Here is a 24,083-nt window from a genome sequence, read left to right as displayed (position 1 = left end):
TCCTTCCGCATCAATGGGCGTGCTCGGCACTGGCTTTGCCCAGTTCCGACCTGATGATGAAACTGCCCGTGCCGGCATATTCCGCTCCGGCTTGCAAACCCTTGACGATTTCCACCCTCTTGCCGTCGCTGCGGCCGAGCGTGATTTCTTGCGCGCGGAATCCACCGGGTACGCGGACGAAGATGACCGGCTTGTCCTCGTGGGTCTGGACCGCATCCGATGCCACCGTCACAGCGGCATCGGCCTGACTGGAAACGATGTCGACATTCACGAACAAGCCGGGACGCCAGGCCAGGTCCGGGTTGGCCAGGACGACACGCGCCTTGGCGACGCGTGTCTGCTCGCCCAGCAAAGCGCCGACATAGGCAATCTTGCCGGTTGCCCTGGCATCAAATGCCGTCGCCCGGATGGTCACATTGCCGCCGACCCGTACGGCATTCAGGTTGGATGCCGGTACGGCAATTTCGGCCCAGACGGTGGACAGGTCGGAAATCGTGAAGATGCTGGCATCTTCCTTGACTGCCTCGCCCAGCGAGAGATGCTTTTCCATCACCATGCCATCGAATGGCGCGCGTATCTCGTAACGATTGAGGTCGCTGGAAAACTTCCCGGTTGCACCGATGGCGCTCAGTTTTTCCTGTGCATTTCGCACGGCAATTTCGGCTTCGCTCATGGCTTGCTGTGCCTGCAGGTAATCCTGTTCCGCCGAGATTTTTTCCTGCCAAAGCGCCTTCTCGCGTGCATGGGTTGTCTTTGCCAGTGCCAGGCGCTTTTGTGCGGAAAGCAGCGTCGCGCGCTGTTCAGCCAGATCGCTGCTGGCGATCACAGCAAGCACCTGGCCTTTTTTGACTTGCTCGCCAAGATTCACGCGAACGCTTTCCACGACGCCGGCGAGCCGGGGGACGACATGGGCCGTCCTGTCTTCGTTGAAGCGGATTTCACCCGGCAGCGTGATGACGCTCCCTATCTTCGCCGGCCCGGCTTTGGCCACCGTGATGCCGGCAGCCTTGATGCGGGCATCATCCAGCTCTACCTTCCCCTCTGCAGCTTCTTCCCCCGCATGCGGGTCTTTTCCGTGCTCCGCTTCGCGGCCTTCGCCATGGCCATGCTCGTCGTCGGCATGTTTGTCCCTGCCTTTGGCGTCGGCATGCTGGCCGGCCCGGGCCGGGCCGTGGCCGTGCGCATCCTCGCCTGATTCAGGCTTGGTGCCACCCGTCATCAGGATGAGAGCACCCAGCAGGATGCCGACAGCAACGATGGCAAGAATGGAAAGGGATTGTTTTTTCGTGAGATTGATTTTCATATCGGACTCTTACTGCTTGTTTGCCTGCACGGGTTCGCCAAGAATCCGCTCGATTTCGGCCGCTGCGCGGTGCGCTTCAGTCAGTGCACGCAGATATTGGGATTTGGCTTGCAACAGCGTGCGCTGCGCATCGAGGACATCCAGGAAAGCGAATTTGCCGGCTTCGAATCCCTTGGTCGCGGCGTCATAAGCGCTCTGCGCACCCGGCAAGACCTCTTGCCGCAATGCGTCGGTTTCCTGTCGAGCGACATCCAGTTTTTCAAAGGCCTGGGCAAGCTCGTTGTGCAGGCGGGTTTCCGCGAAGGCGAGTTCATCGCGCGCCTTGTCGGTACGACGCAAGGCCTCCAGGATATTGCCCTGGTTTCTGTCAAACAGCGGCAATGGAATCGACACGCCGACAATGGCCTGGTTGCGCCCCAACTCTTGCGATCGCTTGACTCCCAGGTTCAGCGTCACGTCGGGAATGCGCCGGCTGCGTTCGACTTGCGCCATTGCCTGCCGCCGGTCGACTTCGACACGCGCACGGACCAGGGCCGGCGCAGTAGCCAGACGCACTGACAACGCCGTCTTCTCAGGCAAAACCGGCAAGGCATCCAGTTGTCCTTCGGCGCGTACAAAGCGCGGGGATGGATTGCCCCACAGGGCAGCCAGGTGCTTGCGGGCAGTTGCCAGTTCGCTCCTGGCCTGGACCAGTTCAAACCGAATACCTGATTCAGCCACCCGGGCTTTGGTTTCTTCAACGGGCGAAACCTTGCCGGCAGCAACACGCCTGGACGCGGCATTTGTTGCGCGTTTTGCCAGCTCCGCGGAATTTTCGGCCAGGCTGAGCCGTTCCTGTGCTGCCAGCACCTCGAAGAATGTCGTGATGACGGCAGCGCGTATGTCGGCGTGCCGGGCGTTGAGCTCGGCTTGCGCGGCATCGCGGCCCCGCTCCGCTGCTTGCACCCGCGCGCCTCGCTTGCCGCCCAGCTCGATAGGCTGGCTCAATTGCACGGTGGTTTCACGGGTTTCCCGGCGCGTATCTTCCACGCCGAGTTCCAGAGATGGATTCGGCAGGATGCCGGCCTGCAAGACCGCGCCCTCCACTGCCTGCAGCTCATACCGTGCCGCCGATAATTCAGGATTGGCGCCCAGCGCCATGCTCATCGCTGCCTGCAGCGTCAATGGGCCGGCCGCTTCGACAACGCGGTTTGCGGTGGCTGGGGCTGATTCAATACGGCTGGCTCCTGGGAGCTCGGTTTGCGCAAAGACAGGCAAACCAAGCGCCACGAGCGTGAATGGCAATAAATACCGGTACATCGAATTCTCCAAATAAGGGAAGGAATTCGACGAGACGTCAGATACTACGTAGAGAAGAAATGCTTGACTGTCTCGCCGCGTTACGCGACGAGCATCCTGTCAGGCCGACTGGGGCCGTCTTCGATGTGGGAGGTGAAGGATAGGAGTAAAAGTCCCGGATGACTTGTGGGTTCCGGTTGCCCGATCGTCGGCGCCACTGCGATAAACGGTGTCTGGCCAGCAAATTGGCAATACTCGCAATCGCTATGGAATTGCTTGGAAGTGCCCTGGTCTTCCGCATCCGATTTATCGGCGTGCGCCTGATGCTGATGACCATGGTGGCCAAAATGCGCAACATGCCCTTGCTCATGCTCGCAATAGACGGCTGCCGCTGCCCAGGAATACTGGAGCGGCAAAATCGTCAACAACAAAATCATGAGCAGTTTTTTCACGGGTGAAATAATAACATTGATGACTACTCGGTGGTGGTGGTGTCGGGTCGCAATGCCACAAGAGCGGCTTCTGATGTCAACTCGCGTCGTGCCTGCGCAATCACGGAACGTGCCGCGCTTAAGCCAAGAACACCCATAACGGTAGCGACCAGCAAATCGGGCCAGCCTGCGCCAGTGCCGAACACCCCCCAGGCTGCCAGCAATACGGCCACATTGCCAATGGCGTCGTTTCGCGAGCAAAGCCAGACCGACCGCATGTTCGAATCGCCATTACGATAGACAAATAACAGGATGGCGACGAAGACGTTGGCGGCCAAAGCCAGAAAACCAATTTTGCCCATGGTTGACGCTTCAGGAACGGTTCCCGCGTTGAGATTCCACGCTGACATGGCAAGTACGAAAAATCCATAACCACCCATGGTCACGCCCTTGACCAGGGCAGTGCGGGAACGCCAGATTGGCGCCAGCCCAAGAACAAATAAGGAGACGGCATAATTCGCCGCATCGCCGAAAAAATCAACGGCATCGGCCAACAGGGAGACTGAACCAGCAGCCCACCCGCTGAGCAGCTCAACGCCGAACATGCCGGCATTGACGAACAGGGCAATCCACAGGATTCTGCGATACGTCGGGTCTACGGGCGGTTTTGTGGAGGAGCAGCCTCCCGAGCAACATGCAGACATTGGATTCTCCTTTAGGTATAGTGGCATTTAAAACCCCGTAGTCGCTACAGGGTCAAGCACTATTTGGGAGATTTCCATGCGAATTGGTGAATTGGCAAAACGTACCGGCACCGAGATCGAAACCGTCCGGTATTACGAGAAATCGGGCTTGCTGGCTGAGCCGGCGAGGAATGCTGCGGGTTATCGTGAATACAGGGAAGAACATCAGGAGCGTTTGCAATTCATCCGCCATTGCCGGTCGCTGCAAATGTCGCTTGCCGACATTCGCGTCCTGCTTGAACTCAAGGGCAATCCAACGACAGGGTGCCAGGGCGTGAACGAACTGCTGGACCATCACATTGAACGCATCCGGGCGCAAATGGATACGTTACGCACCCTGGAGACGCAGCTGACAAGCTTGCGTGACCAATGTGGCGAACCGCACTCTGTTCAGGAATGCGCCATCATCCAGAATTTATCCGAGTCTGCAGGAAATCACGAATGTGCGTGTCATACTTAACATTCAGCATCAGATCAATGACGGACCGACTGGATCCTTAACCGAAATGACAACCGTTACTCTCAATTCCGTTCTTACCTGTCCGTACTGCGGATTCGCCAAGCAGGAAACGATGCCGACAGATGCCTGCCAGTTTTATTATGAATGCGAGAACTGCAAGAAAGTCCTGCGCCCGAAGGCCGGAGACTGCTGCGTCTATTGCTCCTATGGCTCGGTGAAATGTCCACCCATTCAAGAGCAGCGCGGATGCTGCGGCTAAAGCGATACGCCGAACCGGATTTTCCGCTGGCCGCAGATGCCAGCACAGCTTAACCGGCAGCTACGCTGACACCCGTCGAGGCTTTATTTCACCGGAAACCGCACGTTCACAGTCTTCTTGTCCGCGAACGTCACAGCCGCAATCGCTTTCGTTCCTTTCGCCAGCTTTGCCTCGCCCTTGGTAACCAGGGCATTCTCGCCGCTTGGCTCGAGTGCGATTTCAGTCTTTTCAGCGCCGTTCAGTACCGTCAGCTTGCCGGTGGCGCCGGATGTGGACAAGGGCTTGCCATGGTCTTCGACATAAATTGTCGCCTTGCCATCCTTGTTGACCAGTTCGAAGCCCAGGTCACTGGCGGACTGAACGATGCCGCCGTGCTTGGGCTTGTCGCCGTGTGCCCAAACGTTGCCCGAAACGGCTACTGCCGCCGCCATTGCCACAAATGCCATCAGTTTTTTCATTGCCTTCTCCTTGAATGCAGCGGCTCTGTGATGGGCGCCGCTGCAATAACCCATTTTTAATACGCTTCCTTCGCTTCACCTGCAACAAGCGCTTCCAGCGGCTTGCGGCCGACCAGCCAGAAAATCAGCGGGGTCAGCAGCGAATCCAGGATCGTCGAGCTGACGAGGCCGCCAAAAATCACCACCGCAACCGGATGCAGGATTTCCTTGCCGGGAGCATCCGCCGCCAGGAGCAAGGGCACCAGCGCAAAGGCCGCTACCAGCGCCGTCATCAGCACCGGCGTCAGCCGTTCCAGCGAGCCGCGCACAATCATCGGCATGCCGAAGGTCTCGCCTTCGAACTTGCACAAGTTGATGTAGTGGCTGACCTTCAGAATGCCATTACGCGTCGCAATGCCCGCCAGCGTGATGAAGCCCACCATCGACGCCACTGAGAGCGACACCCCGGCAATCCACATCGCAATGACACTGCCAATCAGTGCAAAGGGAATATTCCCCATGATGACCAGGGCCAGCACGCCGGATTTGTAGCGCGAGTACAGCACCAGGAAAATCATGGCAAGCGATGCCAGCGACAAGCCCACAATCAGCTGCATTGCCTGCTCCTGCGCCTGGAACTGCCCTTCGATACTGACGAAGTAGCTTCCGGGGAGCGGCGTTGCGGCAATCGCCTTGCGCACATCCGCAATGACACGTGACATGTCCGAGCCGTCGGTATTGGCATACACCACGATGCGGCGCCGGCCGTTTTCCCGGCCGATCTGGTTCGGCCCGTCCCCTTCCTCTACAGTCGCAACCGAGGACAAGGGAATCCGGCCCGCCGGGCTGTCAAGCATGACACGCGCCAAATCCTGCGGCGAGCGGCTATCGTCCGGCAAGCGGACCATCAAGTCGAAGCGGCGCGGGCCATCGACGACCTGGGTGATGCGTTCCCCTTCCGAGAGCGATTGCAATGCCGTCAGTATCTGCCCAGGCGACAAGCCGTATTGCGCTGCTTTCCGATAATCGACCCGCACCTTGATTTGCGGAATGAGCACTTGCCGCTCGACTGACAAATCGACCAGTCCCGGCACACTGGCCAACTTGCCGCGCAAGCCTTCGGCAAGCCCGCGCAAGGTATCGAGGTCATCGCCATAGATTTTCAAGGCGATTTGCGCCCGCACCCCGGAAAGCAGGTGGTCCAGCCGGTGCGAAATCGGCTGGCTGATGGCGATGGATGCCGGAATGACGGCAAGGCGCGCCCGGATATCCGCCATCACCGCTTCCCGGTCTCGTTCGGAGCGTTTCAGGTCGACGTCGATTTCCGCCGAGTGCACGCCTTCCGCATGCTCATCGAGTTCGGCGCGTCCGGTGCGCCGCCCCACCTTGATGACCTCGGGGACTTCCTTGACCAGCGTTTCCGCCAGTGCCCCCATGCGGTTGGCTTCGGCCAGCGAGGTCCCGGGCGTGAACGTCATCCCCATCACCAGCGAGCCCTCATTAAACGGCGGCAGGAAGGCACGCGGAAAGAACGGCACCGATGCGGCAGCCACAATGACTGCGACGGCGGCCACCGCGAGGATGGTTTTTGTGCGCGGGAACGACCACGCCAGAATACGCGCATCCCAAGCCTTGATGCGTCGGACCAGCGGACTGTCGCCGTGCGCCAGTTGCTTCATCTCCGGCAACAGGTAGTACGCCAAGACCGGGGTGACGGTCATCGACACCAGCATCGACGCCAGAATGGAGACGATGTAGGCGATGCCCAGCGGCGCAAACAGGCGGCCTTCGATGCCCGGAAGGGCGAACAGCGGCACGAACACCAGCACCACGATGATCGTGGCATAGACGATGCCGGACCGCACCTCGACGGACGCCCGCCAGATGGTTTCCAGCACCGACAGCGGATTGGCATCGGTGCGCCGCTGCTTCAGGCGCCGCAAGATGTTTTCCACATCGACGACCGCATCATCGACCAGCTCGCCAATCGCAATCGCCAGGCCGCCCAGTGTCATTACGTTAATCGACTGCCCCAGCAAATGGAAGACGACCATGGTGACGGCCAGCGACAGCGGGATGGCAATCAGCGAAATGGCGGTGGTGCGGAAGTTGAGCAGAAATGCGAACAGGATGATGGCAACCAGGATGGCGCCGTCACGCAACGCTTCCACGACATTGTTGATGGACGCCTCGATGAAATTCGCCTGGCGGAACAGCACTTCAGGCGCCGCAAGCCCGGCTGGCAGCCCCTGTTTCAGCTCGGACAATGCCGTTTCGATTTCCTCCGTCAGCTTCACGGTGTCGGCCGCAGGCTGCTTTTGCACGCTGACGATGACGGCCGGCTTGCCATTCATGCCGGCGTCACCCCGCTTGAAGGCCGGTGCGTACCTGACTGTAGCCACTTGTTCCAGCAATATCGGCGTGCCATCACGGTAAGCGACCGGCAAGCCCTGCACATCCTCCAGCCGGTTGGTCCGGCCAAGATTGCGAATCAGGTATTCACGGCTGTTCAGGTCGATGAATCCACCGCTGGTATTGGCCGCGAAGCCCTGCAGCGATGACTTCACCTGGTCGAGCGTCACGTTGAACTGCGCCATGCGCGCCGTGTCGGGCTCGACGCGCAACTGCCTGACGTCGCCGCCGATCGGAATGACCTGGGAAACGCCGGGAATCGACAACAGCCTGGGCCGCAAGACGAAGTCCGCGTACTCGCGTGCCTGCATCGGATCGGCATTCGAGACGTCGATGGGCAGCGCAATCAGCATCACTTCGCCCATGATCGACGACACCGGCCCCATGACAGGGGCGATGTCGCCGGGCAGCTGTTCCTTGACGAGCGCAAGCCGTTCCGAAACGAGCTGGCGGTTGCGGTAAATGTCCGTGCCCCAGTCAAACTCGGCATAAACGATCGACAAGCCGACGCCCGAAACGGAACGTACGCGGGTGACGCCAGGCATGCCGTTCAGGGATGTCTCGACGGGGAAGGAAACCAGCTGTTCGACCTCTTCTGGCGCCATGCCGCCGGCTTCCGTCAGGACGGTGACCAGGGGCTTGTTCAGGTCCGGGAAAACGTCGACCGGGGTGCGCATTGCCATCAGCGAGCCCCACACCACCAATAGCGCGGCAGCCGCCAACACAAAGAGGCGATTGGTGAGGCTGAAACGAACGATCCAGTTAAACATATGTTCGCCCCTACCTGATCTGGTTAATCAAGGAGGCGCCGGACACGACCACGCGGTTTTCCGCAGCCAGACCTTTTGTCACCACAATAGTCTTGGCATCGAGCGGCCTGGACTCGACCGGCTGCGCAATGAAGCGTTCTGCGCCGGACTTGATCCAGACCACCGGTTCATTGGAGGGGTTGCGCACCAGGGCTTCGGCGGGCAAGGCAATGCCCTTGACCTTGTCGGTAAGCTTGGCCACGACCGTGACCGGCTGGCCGATGGCAAGCGAAGCATCCTTTGCACTGGCGCGGAAATTGACCGGCAACGCACCGTCCCGCAAACTGCGTCCGCCACCCAAGAGCGTCAGTTCGACACCCGGGATGCCGGTCAATGTCGCCGCGGCGATCCGCCCGGCAAGCGTGACGTCGGTGGTCGTCGCCTCGACGACCATGCGGTTCGGGTCGACGATTTCAAACAGCACTTCGCGCGCGTCGACGATCTGCCCGCTCAGGACATTCGCCGAGGCGACAATACCCGACGCCGACGCCGTGATGGCTTCACTGCCGCCGATGCTGGCGCCCACCGCCCGCTCGCGGCCGATGAGGCTCGTCAGTTCAGCACGCGCCGCCTCGATTTCCTTTTGCGGCACCGTGCCTTCGAGCGATTCCAGGCGCTGTACCCGTTGCGCCGCCAAGGTGCGATTGGCGCGTATTTCCGCCAGTTGCGCCTGCTGGTTGCCGCGTTCGATGGCTTCCCCCACTGGGCGCACCCGCACCAGCAGCTGGCCTTTTTCAACGCGCTGGCCTGCCACGGGCAAGCCCTTGGGACCGGGCTCGATGCGCCCGGCATAAGGTGCCTGCACGCGGCCACCGGCATTCGGGTCGATGCCGATGCGGCCATTCAATTCAACAGTCAGCGGGTGTTCCGCCTCGTGCGCCATCACGGTGCGAATCGCCATGCGGCGCTGCGCCTGCTTGGGCACGTTGACGCTACCGTCGGGCAGGCGCGCCAAGCCGGAAGCGTTACTGGAGGCCGGCGCGTCCAGATGCTCGCCGCCGGGACCGTGGGCGCCGGGGGCGGCTATCGCCGCCGAAGACACCAGGCCTGCGGCGATCAAGAGGATGAGGGAACTCGCTACTTTGGTCAGCATGATCATTTTCCTGAATTTGTTTTGCGGCGGAGCATTGGCATGACCAACGCCACCAACAGAATGGCAAGCAGCGCGCCGCCGATCGCCCAGTTCCTGAGCGAAGATTCGTGGCCGTGCGCATCGTCATGGGAATCGTCGTGAGTATGGCCATGTGCGTCCTCATCACCGGCCTTGACTTCCAGCGTGCCTTCGAGAAGGTCGCTCTCATCTCCCGCGGTCAGGGTGAAGATGAGGGAGTGCTTCCCTTGCTTGGCGAGCGCCTTGAGAAAATTGGCATCGTCGACCGCATAGTCTCCCAGGTCGGCATGAAACCTGGCGGGCGCTTTCAGCCCATTGAATTCGACTTCCAGCTTGCCGTTCAAAACCGGCTCGTTGGTTTCATAGCGATCGATGAGTATCGACAGTTCGCCGCCTCGCAAATGGCCGACAAGCTCGAAAGACTCTGTAAATGTCTCAATGCGTGGTCCGGCATCCGAGTGGACATATCCGCCGTCGGGGGCGTCCAGATGCTCGCCGCCGGGGCCATGCGCGCCCGGTGCTGCGACTGCAGCAGACATCGTCATGAGATAGAAGAGAAAGGCTTTGAAGAGATTCATGGCATGATTCCTAGGGCTTGATTCAATCGGGCATGGGCTAGGCCAACTGCGACGCGTTGCTGGCGTTCGCCGACTTCCGCTTCATGCGACAGCGCCTGCGAGCGCAGCAATTCAGCCAGTCCGCGCTCGCCAAGACGGAAAGCTTTTTCGATGAGTTGGGTGTGTTCGCGTGTCAGGGCGGCACGCATTGAAGCTGCGTCCAGCGCTTGTTCTGCCGCAGCCAGGTGCTGTCGTGCAAGCTCGACATCGGCACGTACCGTCGCTTCGGCCTGGGCCACCTCGGCAGTCGCGGTCTCGATTTTTGTCCGTGCCGCCGTTTCCAATGGGCGATTGCGCGCAGCGGTACCAATGGGAATTTGCACACCAATGCTGACACTGTGACTCGCTGGGTTGGCAGGCCTGTCCCGCTCGCGCCGCATGGATACGCCGATGGTCGGCGGGTCGCTGCGCGTGCGGTTGACGACATCCAGGGAAGCCTGGGCGCTCTCTAGCGCAGCGCGCGTTGCCAATATCCGGGAATGCGATTCCTGTGACGCTTTGCCAACCGGTTCAGGCTGGGGCGTTGGAATCTCCGACTGCCCCGTGAGCGTCCGATAACGCGCCAGTTCCTCCTGCACTTTCGCCTGTGCAGATAACGCTGCCGCCTTTGCGGCAAGAACCTCTTGCCGGGCAAGCATGCCATCCGTCCTCGCCAGGTCGCCCGCTTTGACGCGGCGCATTACGTCGCCTGCGATGGCTTCCAGATATCGTTGCTGATTTTGCACTTCAGTTAGATTTTCGCGGGCAGCCGCGACCGCCCACAGGCGCTCCCTTACCTCGCCGGCCAATGCCAATCTTGCATTGGCAATTTGCGCTTCCAAGTCCTCGGAACCGGTTTGCGCCAGTGCCTGGCGGGCCGACTTCTGGCCGGGCAACCATATCGGGGCGGAGAGGGAAACTTCCGTTTCGCGCACGCCGTTCTGGTCGGTCCAACGGTCGCTGCGTTGTGAAAGCCCAATCGAGGGCGAACCGGCAATCCAGGTTTGCGCAGCTTCACGCCCAGCAAGCATCTCGTCGCGTCGCGCTTCAAGCGTCCGCGCCTGGGGCGACCTCTGCCAGGCAGCATTAACGGCGGTCTTTAAATCGGGGGCGACGGCTTGCGAAAAAGCGCTAGGCGTAGCAAACGCCAACGCCGTTAAAAAACAAATACGGTGAATCAAATAATGAGCACGCATGCAATCTCCATTCGGTATCCAGAAAGACTGGCCGAAGGCAGATGCACGGAACGCGGCATGAAGCCACGCAAAACAATCAGGTGATGGTCAAAAGTGCAAGAGTGCCCTCGGCAATTCAGCCGAGAGCTTGCGGGGGGCGCTGGGGTTGTTCTGGTATGCGCTCGGGAATGTACTGCCGCAACTCTCCCCGGACAAAGGGCAGTGCGACAAGACCAAGCCCTGGCATGGCAGTTGAGGGCAAGGCTAGCGCATGGCCGGAAGCCGTGTGTTCAGCGTGATGCTGGGCGGATTCGCCGGAATCGTCATAATGGACCGTACCGTCATCGCCGTGATGATGGCTGGTGCCTTCCAGATGCTCAAGCTCATGCGCAATGTCGAAAACATTTTCCAGAGGCGACCATCCGCCTTGCATGGCAAAACTATGCAAGGGCAGAAGCAACATCAGGAAAATGCAAACGAGACGGCGCACGGTTAATCCGATAGAGGAATCGGGGCAAGATTATACCAATTTCAATTTGGCGGCCACCACCAAACCATTTGCTAACATTTTTTACTACTGCATGCACTTGGCCTCAGTGCTTATGCTGGTGATGAATATCCGGAAAATGAGGATGGGCATGGGTCACTTTCCTTACTGATGAGGCAGATAGTCTACGCCTCTCTTCAATTTTGGCGCCTGGGTAGAATCTGCGCCTTTGCGTTTGAGTGTTACGAACCGCCAACCTTCTTTTGCAATTAAAAATTCAACTTGTAAAGTTAATTACAATATGTAGAATAATCTACATGAAAATTCAAATGCCATCATGGCACCTCCTCATTGTCAGCCTTCCAACGACCGGCGCAACGCCAAGGATGCGGCTTTGGCGCGCCATTAAGGCGCTGGGTTGCGTTTCCCTGCGCGATGGCGCCTATCTCTTGCCAGACCGAAATAACCATGCCGCTTCGCTGGCAGAACTAGCCCAACAAACAAATACCGAAGGTGGCGAGGCATGGCTGGTCGGGGTGGTTCCTCGTTCGGCCGAAGACGAAACCGCTTTTCAAACCCTATTTGACCGGTCAAACGAGCATGCGGAACTGGTCGATGCCATTACGCAAGCCAGGAAAGCATTGGCTTCTCAGAATCCGGCAGAAATCGCAAAAACTCTCAAGCGTTTAGGCAAGGAGCGGGAAAGCATCGAGCGTATCGACTTTTTCCCAAACGAAGCATCGCTAAGCGCCGCCGCCGCGTGGGCAGACTTTACGGATGCGGCAAACGCACTCTTGTCCCCGAATGAACCGCATGCAGAAGAACGGGCGATACCCCAGTTGAATATTCGGGACTATCAAGGCCGCACATGGGCGACGCGTCGCAATCTTTGGGTAGACCGGGTCGCCAGCGCATGGCTGATTCAGCGCTTTATTGACCGGGATGCCAGGTTTCTATGGCTGGACAGTCCAGCGCAATGCCCGAAGCATGCCTTGGGCTTTGACTTTGACGAAGCGGCATTTACGCATATCGCTGACAAGGTCACCTTCGAGGTATTGATTGCCAGCTTCAAGCTTGAAGTCACTCCCGGCCTGGAAAAGCTTGCCGCCCTGGTGCATGCGCTGGACGTTGGCGGCGCCGTACCGCCGGAGGCAAGCGGATTCGAAGCCATTCTGGCGGGCGCTCGTGCCCGGCTCCATGACGACGATGCACTGCTTGCCGAGATTGGCACGGTACTGGACTCCCTTTATACCCACTTCAACAAAGAGCGTACGCCATGAGTAACCCTGCAGAGGCAGAAACGCCCAGGTACACCCTGTGGCAAATGGTGCTGTACATGCTGCGGCTCGGCACCTTTGGATTCGGGGGCCCCGTCGCATTAGTCGGTTACATGCATCGGGACCTTGTTGAGCGCCGCAAGTGGATTACTGACGCCGATTACAAGGAAGGTCTGGCACTGTCCCAGCTCGCCCCCGGCCCTCTTGCCGCGCAGCTTGGAATTTATCTCGGCTATGTACATTACCGGATACTGGGCGCGACGCTAGCCGGCCTGGCGTTCGTCATGCCGTCGTTTTTTATGGTCGTGGCGCTGGGATGGGCTTATGTCCGCTTCGGCGGCATCTCCTGGATGCAGGCGGTGTTCTATGGTGTCGGCGCTGCGGTCATTGGCATTATCGCGATGAGCGCAAAAAAGCTGACTGAAAAGAGCGTCGGCAAGGACAAGCTGCTGTGGGCAATTTACCTTCTGCTGGCGGTTGTCACGGTGATTACAGAGTCCGAAATCGCCTGGCTGTTCATTGCCGCCGGCGTTCTGGTGTGGCTGTTGCGGGCGCCGCCAAAGTGGCTCGGTAAAGGTAGCATGAATGGTGTCGCCCTGACGCAACTGCCGGTGGTCGGCAGCCTTTTCGGCACGATGGATGTGTCGCTCCTGACCCAGATTGGCCTGTTCTTTGCCAAGGCTGGTGCGTTCGTGTTTGGCTCGGGGCTTGCCATCGTGCCGTTTCTCTATGGCGGCACGGTCACCGAGCATCAATGGCTCACCGAGAAGCAGTTTGTCGATGCAGTTGCCGTCGCCATGATTACGCCGGGTCCGGTCGTCATTACCGTCGGCTTCATCGGCTACCTGATTGCCGGACTACCGGGCGCCACAGTCGCGGCGCTCGCCACATTTCTGCCTTGCTACCTGTTTACGATTATCCCGGCGCCATACTTCAAGAAATACGGCAAGTTGCCTGGGGTCGTTGCCTTCGTCGATGGCATTACGGCTGCAGCGATTGGGGCAATTACCGGGTCCGTCATCGTGATTGCCAAGCGCTCCATTATCGACATTCCGACGGCGCTGATTGCACTGGTCACGGTCGCCTTGCTTTGGAAATTCAAAAAACTGCAGGAACCCCTCATCATCGCAGCCGCAGCGGGCGTTGGTCTGGTTTTATATCCGCTGCTAAAAGCTTGACGGAGGAATCACGAAACAAGCGCTACTTGACCTTCCCCCTATGGGAAGCTTTATATTGTCACCTAGATGCCAATTTTAGTGGTGCTGAATCGAATGCTATACTGATTATTCAATGAGTCATTTCTACAAGACATTTTTGCTTTGGCTATTAGTAGCCGTGCTACCGCTTCATGCGGCAGCCGGTGCCATGAGCATGTCTTGTGGGCCGATCCACCAGCAGGCAATGCAAGTTGCCTTGATGGGCGATGCGCATCACCATCACGATGACAGCGATACGCCGCATGGCCACCATCATGACGCTGCCAGGATGACGAGCGCGGCCGCGGATTCCGGCGATGCAGGCAATGCATCCTCCGAAACGCATCATCACGCCAACTGCAATGCCTGCACGGCCACTTGCATCGGCGCTGCCGCGCCACCATCAGCGTTATTCACTTCAACGCCGGCCTTTAACGATTCAGAGATGGTGACCGTCTCTCCCGCCTCGCTCGCCATCGGGGATACCCCGAGCGGCCTCGAACGCCCTCCCAAACACATCCTCGCTTAATCGACGCGGAAGCCAGGCGCGACGGTCGTCGCTTGCTCGCCCCCTGCTCTTCTCGCATTAGTAGCGTGCCTTCGCACGTCCGTTTCATCGATTTCGAGAAAAAATATGACACTAGAACAATGCTTGGCCGTTGGCGTGCTGGCGTCGCTGCCGTTTGCCGCGATTGCGCAGCAGACCCCGCAGAAGCCAGATCCTCTGGCTGCGAACGCGCCTGTTCCCGCATCCACCTATGTCTCGGCGTTCAAGAATTACCAGGCTGCGGCCGACGAACAGGCAACACCAGACAAAGCATGGCGTGCCGCCAACGACGAAGTCGCGAAGCTTGGCGGCCATGCCGGCCATATCAAGAGTGATGCGCCGGCGGACCATGGCAAACATCACTAGAGCAAAGGAATAGCGTGATGGGTTTTCAAGAATACATGCCAGGCTTCAGGCCCGTTGTCCTCGGAATCGCCGCGCTCGCATTGGCGGGCTGCGCGACCTTTTCCGAGGATGGCGGGATGAATACGGTCTCGGCGCTCACCACAGAACGTACCGGCCAATCCATACAGCTTGCCAAGCCGGGCCACGACACCGAGCTTGCAGAGAAGAACGTCCACCAGCTGCTCGGCAAGCCGCTGACGCCGGACACTGCAGTGCAGATTGCATTATTGAACAACAAAGGCTTGCAGGCTTCTTTCGCGGAACTGGGCATCGTGGAAGCCGACCTGGTCGCCGCCGGGTGGATGCGCAATCCGGGCTTTTCCTTCGGCAGGATGCGCACCGGTAACGATGTCGAAATCGACCGCAGCATTATGTTCGACCTGCTTGGCTTGCTGACCATCCCCATCCGCAGCGGCATCGAACAGCGCCGCTTCGAACAGGCCAAGCTGCAGGCGGCGTCGCAGGCGGTCCGCCTGGCGGCAGATACCCGCAAGGCGTACTTCAATGCGGTCGCGGCGCAGCAAACCGTGCAATACATGGGGCAAGTCGGCACGGCCGCCGAAGCCAGCGCCGAGTTGGCAAGGCGCATGGCGCAGGTCGGCAACTTCAGCAAGCTGGACCAGGCGCGCGAACAGGCGTTTTACGCCGATGCGACGGCACAGATTGCGCGCGCCAGGCATAACGCCACGGCGGCGCGCGAACAGCTCTCACGGCTGATGGGCGTGTGGGGTGACAAGACCGCATTTCAGCTGCCCGACCGCCTGCCCGACCTGCCCAAGGCGCCTGACACAATCAACGACGCCGAGTCGCAAGCGATGCAGCAGCGGCTCGATATCCAGATGGCCAGGCGCGGCGCCGAATCAACGGCGCAGGCGCTGGGCTTGTCGAAAGCGAGCCGGTTCATCAATGTGCTGGATGTCGGTTATGCCAGCAAGAGCGAAACCGGCGCGCCGCGCGGCAACGGTTATGAAATCGCACTGGAACTGCCGATTTTCGACTGGAGCGGCGCGAAAGTCGCGAAGGCGGAAGCCATCTACATGCAATCCGTCCATCGCACGGCGGACATTGCCATTCGCGCCCGTTCGGAAGTGCGGGAATCCTGGTCCGCCTACCGGACGGCTTACGATCTTGCCCGGCACTACCGCGACGAGGTAGTGCCCTTGCGCAAGAAAATTTCCGACGAAATGCTCCTGCGTTACAACGGCATGCTGGCCAGCGTCTTCGAGTTGCTGGCGGATGCCCGGACACAGATCGGCAGCGTCAATGCCGCCATCGAGACGCAGCGCGACTACTGGCTGGCCGAAACCGATTTGCAGGCGGCCATCAATGGCAGCGGCAGTGGTGGCAGCAGCTCCACCCAAATGCGCACGCCGGCTTCCGGCGAAGCCGCGCAAGAACACTAAAAGGGAATAGTTATGGTTTCACGCAGAGATTTTTTTACGGGCGCAGCGGCAATGGTCGGCGCCGGCCTCGTCAGCCGGGTCGGCGCCGCCTCGCTGCCGGAAGCGCCAATGATGGACAAGGCCGCCACGCAGCCGCCGCTCGCACCGCCCAACGGCCGGCCGTACAATCCGGTGGTGACGCTGAATGGCTGGTCGCTTCCCTGGCGCATGAACAACGGCGTCAAGGAATTTCACCTGGTGGCGGAACCCGTGGTGCGCGAAATCGCGCCCGGCATGAAAGCCAACCTGTGGGGCTACAACGGCCAGTCGCCGGGGCCGACCATCGAGGTGGTCGAAGGCGACCGGGTGCGCATCTTCGTCACCAACAAGCTGCCGGAACACACCAGCGTGCACTGGCATGGCCAGCGCCTGCCCAATGGCATGGATGGCGTGACCGGGCTGACCCAGCCCTTCATCCCGTCCGGCAAAACCTTCGTGTATGAATTCGTGGCGAAACGCCCGGGCACCTTCATGTACCACCCGCATGGCGACGAGATGGTCCAGATGGCGATGGGCATGATGGGATTCTGGGTCACGCATCCGAAAGACCCGGGTTTCATGAAAGTGGACCGCGATTTCGTCTTCCTGCTGAATAATTTCGACATCGAGCCGGGGAGTTATACGCCGAAGATTGCGACCATGCTCGAATTTAATCTGTTCGGCTTCAACAGCCGCGTCTTCCCGGGCATCGACCCGATGGTGGTGCGTCAGAACGACCGCGTGCGCATCCGCATCGGCAACCTGACGATGACCAACCACCCGATCCACTTGCATGGACACGAATTCCAGGTCACCGGCACGGATGGTGGCTGGACCAATCCCGCCTCGCGCTGGCCCGAAGTCACCACCGATGTGGCGGTCGGGCAGATGCGCGCGGTGGAGTTTGACGCCACCGACCTGGGCGACTGGGCCTTCCACTGCCACAAGTCGCATCACACCATGAATGCGATGGGCCACGGCGTGCCGACCATGATTGGCGTGGACCATCGCGGCGTAGTCGAAAAAATCAACAAGCTGGTACCGGATTATATGGTCATGGGCGAGCGCGGCATGGGCGACATGGTCCAGATGGAAATGCCGATTCCCGACAATACCCTGCCGATGATGGGTGGACAAGGTCCGTTTGGCAGTGTCGAGATGGGTGGCATGTTCACCGTCCTGAAGGTGCGCAAGGATCAGAAGCGGGGCGACTACGCGGACCCAGGCTGGTACAAACACCCGGCCGGCACGGTCGCCTATGAGTGGAAAGGCGCGACACCGGCGCCAGCGCGCAACAGGTCGCCAGGAGGAAAACTGATGGAACCGACAAAAAAGCCGGCAAATGTGGAATTGAATGTGCGCAATCCGTCTGGACACGACAGTCACCACTAACAACCTATCCCGGGAACACAAATGAAAACAACTTCAACCCTTCAAATGACGCTGCGTACGATGCTGCTTTCACTCTCGCTTGTGATAACAACGCCCGCGGCATTTGCCCACAGCGATGCACCAGACGTAAAACACAAAGCGGATGCACCGATATCTGCCGAGGAATTCTCTTTTGGCAAACAGGGTGACCCAAAAAATGTCACGCGCACGATTACTATCGACATGAATGACCGCATGCGATTCATCCCTGGTGACATCAAGGTCCGCCAAGGCGAGACGATCCGCTTCGTTGTCAGGAACCAGGGCAAGCTACTGCACGAAATGGTCATTGGCACCATGGCGGAATTGAAATCGCATCAGGAGATGATGCGACAACATCCTGGCATGGAGCATGACGAAGCCTATATGACCCATGTTGGCCCAGGCAAGAAAGGCGAGATGGTCTGGCAATTCTCGAAGGCGGGCGAATTCTATTACGCCTGTCTGATACCGGGCCATTTTGAAGCTGGAATGGTCGGGAAAATCACAGTCACGAAAGGATAAGAGATGAAACATCGCATTTTTTCACGAGTAATCCTGGCAGGTTCGCTCGCTATTCCCTTGCTGGCAAGCGCTGCAGGACCAGTCGTCGAGGTGTACAAAAGCGCCTACTGCGGCTGCTGCACCGGCTGGGTCGACCACATGAAAGCCAACGGCTTCGACGTGAAGGTCAAGAACGTCGAAAGTCCGTCCGACTATCGCGAGAAGTTCGGCATACCGCAGGAACTTGGTTCCTGCCATAGCGCGAAGGTGCAAGGCTACGCTATCGAGGGCCATGTGCCTGCTGCCGACATCAAGCGCCTGTTGGCCGAAAAACCGAAGGCCGTCGGTCTGGCAGTGCCTTCGATGCCAATGGGCTCGCCCGGCATGGAGGGACCGCGCAAGGACCCCTATGATGTTTTCCTGGTGCAGGCCAAAGATCAAAAATCAGTTTACAAGCATTACGACGGCAAATAATCCATTGAGAAGGAAACGGACATGAACATTCTAAATACATTTTCCCTGGCCGCCGCACTGGCGATTTTCGTGGCGCCGCTGGCCCAGGCGAACAACGCGCACCATGCCGCCAGCGCAGCAGCAACTTCAGCGGCATCAGTTCCAGCGCAATCAACTGAAACCGCGTTGACCGAGGGCGAAGTCAAGAAAGTCAACAAGGACACCGGCAAACTGACCATCAAGCATGGAGAATTGAAAAATCTCGGCATGCCGCCGATGACGATGGTTTTCCGCGCAAAGGACCCGGCCATGCTGGACCAGGTCAAGGCCGGCGACAAGATTAATTTTGTCGCTGACAAGGTAGAAGGTCAGTTCACAGTAACAAAGTTGGAAATCCGGCAATAGCCCGCAAAGCGGTTCAGGACATCGAGCGTCCAAAGAATGGGGGTGATGTGATGCCACAAACACGAACCAATACTGCAACTCGCTTATCCCATCGTTCTAACCACCGACAGGATAAGCACAAGCTCAGTGCGCAGTTACTCCAGCCCCGATTCCTGGCTGCTTTCCAGGAAGCATTCTGGCCGAGCGTATGAAATATCAAGGATTGGAAAATGAAAAATGACATCCGCCACCATCATGACCATGCTCACCACCATGAGCATGGCCATGATGCAAAGATGGTCGAGAGCCCGGAAAAGCCATTTACTGACCCGGTCTGCGGCATGAAGGTTGCGGCAAACCCGGAAAAGAAAATCGACTATGCGGGCAAGGACTACCATTTTTGCAGCACCCGCTGCATGGATAAGTTCCGAGCCAATCCGCAACAGTATGTGAACCCAGCTGCTGAGCAGCAGCCAGCTCAGGAAGCGGCGCCGGGGATGATTTACACCTGCCCCATGCATCCGGAAATCCGCCAGCTGATGCCCGGCAATTGCCCAAAGTGTGGCATGACGCTGGAGCCTCTGATACCGGAACTGGAGGAAGAGGAAAACCCTGAGCTCAAAGACTTCCGCCGGCGCTTCTGGTGGACCATGCCGTTGACGGTCATTGTGACGACGCTGGCGATGGGTGCGCACCGATTCTTCCATGGAGGAATCCCCTATCAGAACTGGATTGAATTGGCATTGAGCACCCCGGTGGTGCTTTGGGCAGGATGGCCTTTCCTTTCCAGAGGGGCGCAATCCATCGTCAATCGCAGCCCGAACATGTGGACCCTGATTGGGCTGGGCGTGCTGGCAGCATATGCCTACAGCGTTGTCGCGACGATTGCACCGGAACTGTTTCCAGCAACCTTCATGGAAGATGGCCGTGTCGGCGTCTATTTCGAAGCAGCTGCAGTCATTGTCTCGTTGACATTGCTCGGGCAAATCCTGGAATTGAAGGCGCGCTCCCAGACATCCGCAGCGATCAAATCCCTGCTTGGACTGGCGCCAAAAACAGCCCGCCGCATCAGCCCGGATGGGACAGAAGAGGATATTCCGCTGACGCATGTCCATATCAGCGATATGCTGCGCATCCGCCCAGGCGAGAAAGTACCGGTGGACGGCATTGTCCTGGAGGGCGAAAGCGCCGTGGATGAATCGATGCTGACAGGCGAACCGATGCCTATTACCAAGCGATCGGGCGACAAAGTCATTGGCGCCACGATGAACACCAGCGGCAGTCTGGTGATGCGCGCGGAAGTGGTCGGCTCGCAAACAATGCTGTCGCAAATCGTGCAAATGGTGGCACAGGCGCAGCGCACGCGCGCGCCCATGCAACGTCTTGCGGACGTGGTCGCCGGTTATTTTGTGGTCGTCGTCGGCATTATTGCACTTCTCACCTTTGTTGTTTGGGGGCTCTTCGGTCCGGAACCCAGCTGGGTATTTGGCTTCGTCAATGCCGTGGCGGTTCTCATCATCGCCTGTCCCTGCGCATTGGGATTGGCAACACCGATGTCCATCATGGCGGCAACAGGACGTGCGGCTACCCAAGGGGTGTTGTTCCGGGATGCAGCCGCCATTGAAGGGTTCAAGAAGGTCGATACCTTGATTGTCGATAAGACCGGTACTCTGACCGAAGGCAAGCCAGCTTTCGACCGCATCATTCCCGCTTCCGGATTCAGCGAGGAAGACGTTCTGCTGGCCGCAGCCAGCATCGACCAGGGCAGCGAGCATCCGTTGGCACATGCTATTGTCGCCGAAGCGCGCAAGCGCGGTCTCGAACTGCACAAGCCGGAGTCCTTCGAGTCGTCCAGCGGCATCGGCGTGCGTGGCGTGGTCGCAGGACATCGCCTTGCGCTGGGCAATACCAAACTGATGGAAGATGAAAAAGTCGACTGGCACTCTCTATCCAGCGAGGCCGAAGACTTGCGGGGCGAAGGCGCTTCCGTCATGTACCTGGCGGCCGACGGTCAGCTGGTGGGTTTGGTGGCAGTTTCCGACCCAATTAAGGCAACTACGCAGGAAGCCCTGGAGTTGCTAAAGCATACGGGTGTCGCGGTCATCATGGCGACCGGCGATGGCGTCACCACCGCAAAATCGGTGGCGGCAAAGCTCGGCATTGCCGAAGTCTATGGCGAGGTCAAGCCACAGGACAAACTCAAGCTCGTAGAACGCTTTCAATCGGAAGGCAAGATTGTCGCCATGGCAGGCGATGGCATCAACGATGCCCCGGCACTGGCAAAGGCCAATGTCGGCATCGCCATGGGCACCGGCACAGACGTGGCAATGAACAGTGCCCATGTGACGCTGGTTAAGGGAGACTTGCGCGGAATTTCCCGTGCACGGGAAATTTCGCTCGCCACCGTACGCAACATGCGCCAGAACCTGGCCTTTGCCTTCGTTTACAACTCGCTCGGCATTCCGCTGGCGGCCGGCCTGCTTTATCCGTTCACGGGGCAGCTGCTATCGCCAATCATCGCCGCGCTGGCAATGAGCCTCAGCTCCGTTTCGGTCATTACGAACGCACTGCGACTGCGCGGAACGGCGAAGTGATTAAGCGTTCGCCAAACCAGGAATGCAAATATGTCTGAATCAACACTTGCCACGCCCGCATCTGGCACGGGAAAACGTGTGGTGCAGATGAGCGAGAGACTTAATAGCAAATGTTTCTGCATCAGCCTGGATAACGACGCCCTGCGGCAGGCACTGGAATCGGAGCTGGGGTCTTCCGACTTGGTGGCACAGGTCGAGAAGCGGTGTCCCTACCTCTTTGCCGCGCAGCCAGTGTTCATTTCTGACAGTCAGACAAAACGCCTGGCGGAGGTGGTGCGCGCCGTTGAATCGGCAGTTGCGCTGCCAGCGTATCGCGAGCACATACTTGCCCATGCGCCCGCTATTGCCAGGCATGACCCCGGTGGCGCCAAAGGCGTCTTTTTCGGCTATGACTTCCACCTGCGTGAAGGCGGCATCGGCCTCATCGAAATCAATACCAATGCCGGTGGTGCCATGCTGAACGCCGTCATGGCACGGGCGCACCAAGTCTGTTGCATGGACAAGAAACAGCTGGCTTCGGCAGCAGCCTCTGCGGCTGCACTTGAGAAAAACATTGTTGACATGTTCCTGGCCGAATGGCGACTCTCAAGCCGTGACCGTCCGCTGCAAACCATCGCTATTGTTGACACGGCGCCGCAACAGCAATACCTGTATCCCGAGTTCCTGTTGTTTCAGAAGCTGTTCGAGCGCCATGGCCTGCACGCGGTCATCGCAGACCCTTCGGAACTGAAGCTGCATGAAGGTGTTTTGTGGTATGGCGACATGGCCATCGACCTGGCTTACAATCGGCTGACGGATTTCATGCTTGAGTCACCGGAAAGCGCCGCGTTACGTGCAGCCTATCTTGAGCAGGCCGTGGTGTTGACACCGCACCCGCAAGCGCATGCTCTCTATGCCGACAAGCGCAATCTGGCGCTGCTCTGCGACGCCGGACAGTTGCAAGCGCTTGGCGTGCCGCAGGATGTTCAGGATGTCCTGCTGGCCAGCATCCTGCCTACGGAAGTCGTCGACGCGGTGCATGCCGACCGCTTATGGAACGAGCGCCGCCATCTCTTTTTCAAGCCCGCTGCAGGCTATGGCAGCCGGGCCGCCTATCGAGGCGACAAGCTTACCAGGCGCGTCTGGCAGGATATTCTGGCAGGCGAATACGTGGCACAGGCCCTCATGTCGCCCGGGGAAAGGGTCATTGGCCCCCGGGAGAGTCCGGAGTCGCTCAAGTTCGACATTCGCTGCTACACATACGGAGGTAATGTGCAGTGGACGGCAGCGCGCATGTATCAGGGACAGACCACGAACTTCCGCACTCCCGGCGGAGGATTTGCACCGGTGTACAGTCTGCCAGATGTGGATTTTACTTGTGAAATTGACGCAATTTCGAAGGCAGCTGGAAGTGCAATGACGTGTTGCGGAAGCGATTGCACATAGAAGGATTGTATATTCAACCGGCGTCAACATGCGTTCTACAGGCGCGGCTTGCGCTATCGCCGCAGCCCGGATGATGGCGATCACATATTTCAAATTCACGATGTCCTCCTGGATCATCGGAGCACCGAAAGGGAATGCCAGAATCTCAACCCGTCTTTACGTCTATTACGGGCTCAGCTTGATTGACTGTCCTTCCCAATCAACAAGCGCGTATCGCTCACATATTCATGCGGCGGAATTTCCAGATTGTGTGGCGCCGGGACATTCCTGGCGACGCGCCCCGCCAAATCGAACTTCGAACCGTGACACGGGCAGTAGAAGCCGCCCGGCCAATCCTGCCCCAAGTCGGCTGGTGCGACCTCGGGACGGTAAAGCGGTATGCAGCCCAAATGGGTACAGATACCGACCGCGACCAGATACTGCGGTTTGATCGAACGGGTGGCATTCTTTGCATAGGCTGGTTGTTGTGGCTCGATCGATTGCGGATCGACCAGTTGGTCGTCGTGTTTGCCAAGCACATCCAGCATTTGCTCGGTACGATGCAGGACCCATACCGGCTTGCCGCGCCATTCGACCGTCACCAGCATGCCAGGCTCCACGCGGCTCATATCTACCTCGACCGGCGCGCCGGCTGCCTTGGCTGCCTCGCTGGGCGACATGCTTTTGATGAACGGTATCGCGGTCGCGGCAAGCCCTATACCACCCACCCCAGTAGCCGCTACAGTCAGAAACTTTCTGCGGTGCACATTTGTGTCATGTTTGTCCATGATGCTACTCCACTCAACGAATGATCCCCTTTTCAAACCGAACCATGCCAAGCCAGCCACAGCGCAATCTTGGTCAGGACTTTCATGCTGCACATGATCGTTACTCCATCAGCATTCCGGGGCCAAGATCGGAACCGCATTAACGGGTATGAAGTGGTGGGCGCGACATCGTGTGCTGCGATGCAACATATCGCGCCCG

General features: G+C 58.9%; 24 protein-coding genes. 14 read left to right on the top strand and 10 right to left on the bottom strand.

Annotation, left to right across the window (positions count from 1 at the left end; translation table 11 throughout):
* Window positions 1-10: 10 nt before the first annotated feature.
* The 4 genes from D3878_RS19550 to D3878_RS19535 all read right to left on the bottom strand — a co-directional run bounded on the left by D3878_RS19550 (window position 11) and on the right by D3878_RS19535 (window position 3,716).
* Window positions 11-1,303, bottom strand: a complete 1,293-nt coding sequence (locus D3878_RS19550; RefSeq protein ID WP_119787009.1) for an efflux RND transporter periplasmic adaptor subunit — start codon at window positions 1,301-1,303, stop codon at window positions 11-13.
* Window positions 1,304-1,312: 9 nt separating this feature from the next.
* The gene (locus tag D3878_RS19545; protein ID WP_119787008.1) at window positions 1,313-2,602 is read right to left on the bottom strand and encodes a TolC family protein; all 1,290 of its coding nucleotides are present in this window, start codon (window positions 2,600-2,602) and stop codon (window positions 1,313-1,315) included.
* An 80-nt stretch (window positions 2,603-2,682) separates the two neighbouring features.
* Window positions 2,683-3,018 (bottom strand): DUF2946 family protein, encoded by a 336-nt coding sequence (locus D3878_RS24735; RefSeq protein WP_338016823.1) that lies wholly within the window; start codon window positions 3,016-3,018, stop codon window positions 2,683-2,685.
* Between the two features lie 38 nt (window positions 3,019-3,056).
* Entirely contained in the window at window positions 3,057-3,716 is a 660-nt protein-coding gene (locus tag D3878_RS19535) for a cation efflux transmembrane domain-containing protein (RefSeq protein WP_119787006.1), read from the bottom strand.
* A 76-nt stretch (window positions 3,717-3,792) separates the two neighbouring features.
* On the opposite strand from D3878_RS19535, the gene cadR reads away from it, so the two are divergent.
* Entirely contained in the window at window positions 3,793-4,215 is a 423-nt protein-coding gene (cadR, locus tag D3878_RS19530) for a Cd(II)/Pb(II)-responsive transcriptional regulator (protein WP_119787005.1), read from the top strand.
* A 46-nt stretch (window positions 4,216-4,261) separates the two neighbouring features.
* Window positions 4,262-4,474 carry a GDCCVxC domain-containing (seleno)protein gene (locus D3878_RS24460; RefSeq protein ID WP_119787004.1) on the top strand — a complete coding sequence of 71 codons (213 nt, stop codon included), beginning with the start codon at window positions 4,262-4,264 and terminating at the stop codon, window positions 4,472-4,474.
* A gap of 83 nt (window positions 4,475-4,557) precedes the next feature.
* On the opposite strand, the gene D3878_RS19520 is transcribed toward D3878_RS24460, so the two are convergent.
* From D3878_RS19520 to D3878_RS19500, 5 genes are read right to left on the bottom strand one after another with little or no spacing between them, the layout of a single operon-like run.
* Window positions 4,558-4,932, bottom strand: a complete 375-nt coding sequence (locus D3878_RS19520) for a hypothetical protein (protein WP_119788016.1) — start codon at window positions 4,930-4,932, stop codon at window positions 4,558-4,560.
* Between the two features lie 56 nt (window positions 4,933-4,988).
* Window positions 4,989-8,093, bottom strand: a complete 3,105-nt coding sequence (locus D3878_RS19515; RefSeq protein ID WP_119787003.1) for an efflux RND transporter permease subunit — start codon at window positions 8,091-8,093, stop codon at window positions 4,989-4,991.
* A 10-nt stretch (window positions 8,094-8,103) separates the two neighbouring features.
* On the bottom strand, window positions 8,104-9,225 hold the full coding sequence (locus D3878_RS19510) for an efflux RND transporter periplasmic adaptor subunit (RefSeq protein WP_119788015.1): 1,122 nt from the start codon (window positions 9,223-9,225) through the stop codon (window positions 8,104-8,106).
* 2 nt (window positions 9,226-9,227) lie between these two features.
* Window positions 9,228-9,821, bottom strand: a complete 594-nt coding sequence (locus D3878_RS19505; protein ID WP_233556397.1) for a hypothetical protein — start codon at window positions 9,819-9,821, stop codon at window positions 9,228-9,230.
* Window positions 9,818-10,870, bottom strand: coding sequence for a TolC family protein (locus tag D3878_RS19500; protein WP_476638915.1), 1,053 nt, complete (start codon window positions 10,868-10,870; stop codon window positions 9,818-9,820). The genes D3878_RS19505 and D3878_RS19500 overlap by 4 nt, the downstream gene beginning before the upstream one ends.
* A gap of 472 nt (window positions 10,871-11,342) precedes the next feature.
* Between D3878_RS19500 and D3878_RS23895 the strand changes: the two genes are divergently transcribed.
* From D3878_RS23895 to D3878_RS19440, 12 genes are all read left to right on the top strand, one after another.
* Window positions 11,343-11,510 carry a hypothetical protein gene (locus D3878_RS23895; protein WP_158592333.1) on the top strand — a complete coding sequence of 56 codons (168 nt, stop codon included), beginning with the start codon at window positions 11,343-11,345 and terminating at the stop codon, window positions 11,508-11,510.
* Window positions 11,511-11,818: 308 nt separating this feature from the next.
* Complete coding sequence (locus D3878_RS19490) at window positions 11,819-12,781, top strand: chromate resistance protein ChrB domain-containing protein (RefSeq protein WP_119787000.1); 963 nt, start codon at window positions 11,819-11,821, stop codon at window positions 12,779-12,781.
* On the top strand, window positions 12,778-13,956 hold the full coding sequence (locus D3878_RS19485; RefSeq protein WP_119786999.1) for a chromate transporter: 1,179 nt from the start codon (window positions 12,778-12,780) through the stop codon (window positions 13,954-13,956). Before D3878_RS19490 ends, D3878_RS19485 begins: the two co-directional genes overlap by 4 nt.
* Window positions 13,957-14,068: 112 nt before the next feature.
* Window positions 14,069-14,503 (top strand): hypothetical protein, encoded by a 435-nt coding sequence (locus D3878_RS23570; RefSeq protein WP_147384041.1) that lies wholly within the window; start codon window positions 14,069-14,071, stop codon window positions 14,501-14,503.
* Window positions 14,504-14,608: 105 nt separating this feature from the next.
* On the top strand, window positions 14,609-14,887 hold the full coding sequence (locus tag D3878_RS19475; RefSeq protein WP_147384039.1) for a hypothetical protein: 279 nt from the start codon (window positions 14,609-14,611) through the stop codon (window positions 14,885-14,887).
* Between the two features lie 17 nt (window positions 14,888-14,904).
* A complete protein-coding gene (locus tag D3878_RS19470) occupies window positions 14,905-16,329 on the top strand; it encodes a TolC family protein (RefSeq protein WP_233556396.1) in 1,425 nt (474 codons plus the stop codon).
* Window positions 16,330-16,341: 12 nt separating this feature from the next.
* Entirely contained in the window at window positions 16,342-17,739 is a 1,398-nt protein-coding gene (locus D3878_RS19465; protein WP_119786996.1) for a multicopper oxidase family protein, read from the top strand.
* 21 nt (window positions 17,740-17,760) lie between these two features.
* Window positions 17,761-18,282 (top strand): cupredoxin domain-containing protein, encoded by a 522-nt coding sequence (locus D3878_RS19460; protein WP_233556395.1) that lies wholly within the window; start codon window positions 17,761-17,763, stop codon window positions 18,280-18,282.
* Window positions 18,283-18,285: 3 nt separating this feature from the next.
* Window positions 18,286-18,735 (top strand): DUF411 domain-containing protein, encoded by a 450-nt coding sequence (locus D3878_RS19455; RefSeq protein ID WP_119786994.1) that lies wholly within the window; start codon window positions 18,286-18,288, stop codon window positions 18,733-18,735.
* Between the two features lie 21 nt (window positions 18,736-18,756).
* A complete protein-coding gene (locus D3878_RS19450) occupies window positions 18,757-19,119 on the top strand; it encodes a copper-binding protein (protein ID WP_119786993.1) in 363 nt (120 codons plus the stop codon).
* A 209-nt stretch (window positions 19,120-19,328) separates the two neighbouring features.
* Window positions 19,329-21,692, top strand: coding sequence for a heavy metal translocating P-type ATPase (locus tag D3878_RS19445; protein WP_119786992.1), 2,364 nt, complete (start codon window positions 19,329-19,331; stop codon window positions 21,690-21,692).
* A 30-nt stretch (window positions 21,693-21,722) separates the two neighbouring features.
* Window positions 21,723-23,117: an ATP-grasp domain-containing protein gene (locus tag D3878_RS19440; RefSeq protein ID WP_119786991.1), complete on the top strand. Its 1,395-nt coding sequence runs from the start codon at window positions 21,723-21,725 to the stop codon at window positions 23,115-23,117.
* Window positions 23,118-23,290: 173 nt separating this feature from the next.
* On the opposite strand, the gene petA is transcribed toward D3878_RS19440, so the two are convergent.
* Window positions 23,291-23,884 carry a ubiquinol-cytochrome c reductase iron-sulfur subunit gene (gene petA, locus D3878_RS19435; protein WP_119786990.1) on the bottom strand — a complete coding sequence of 198 codons (594 nt, stop codon included), beginning with the start codon at window positions 23,882-23,884 and terminating at the stop codon, window positions 23,291-23,293.
* Window positions 23,885-24,083 lie beyond the last annotated feature (199 nt).

This window comes from Noviherbaspirillum sedimenti, from assembly GCF_003590835.1.
Lineage (GTDB): Bacteria > Pseudomonadota > Gammaproteobacteria > Burkholderiales > Burkholderiaceae_D > Paucimonas > Paucimonas sedimenti.
This window is presented reverse-complemented; position numbering and strand designations above follow the sequence as displayed.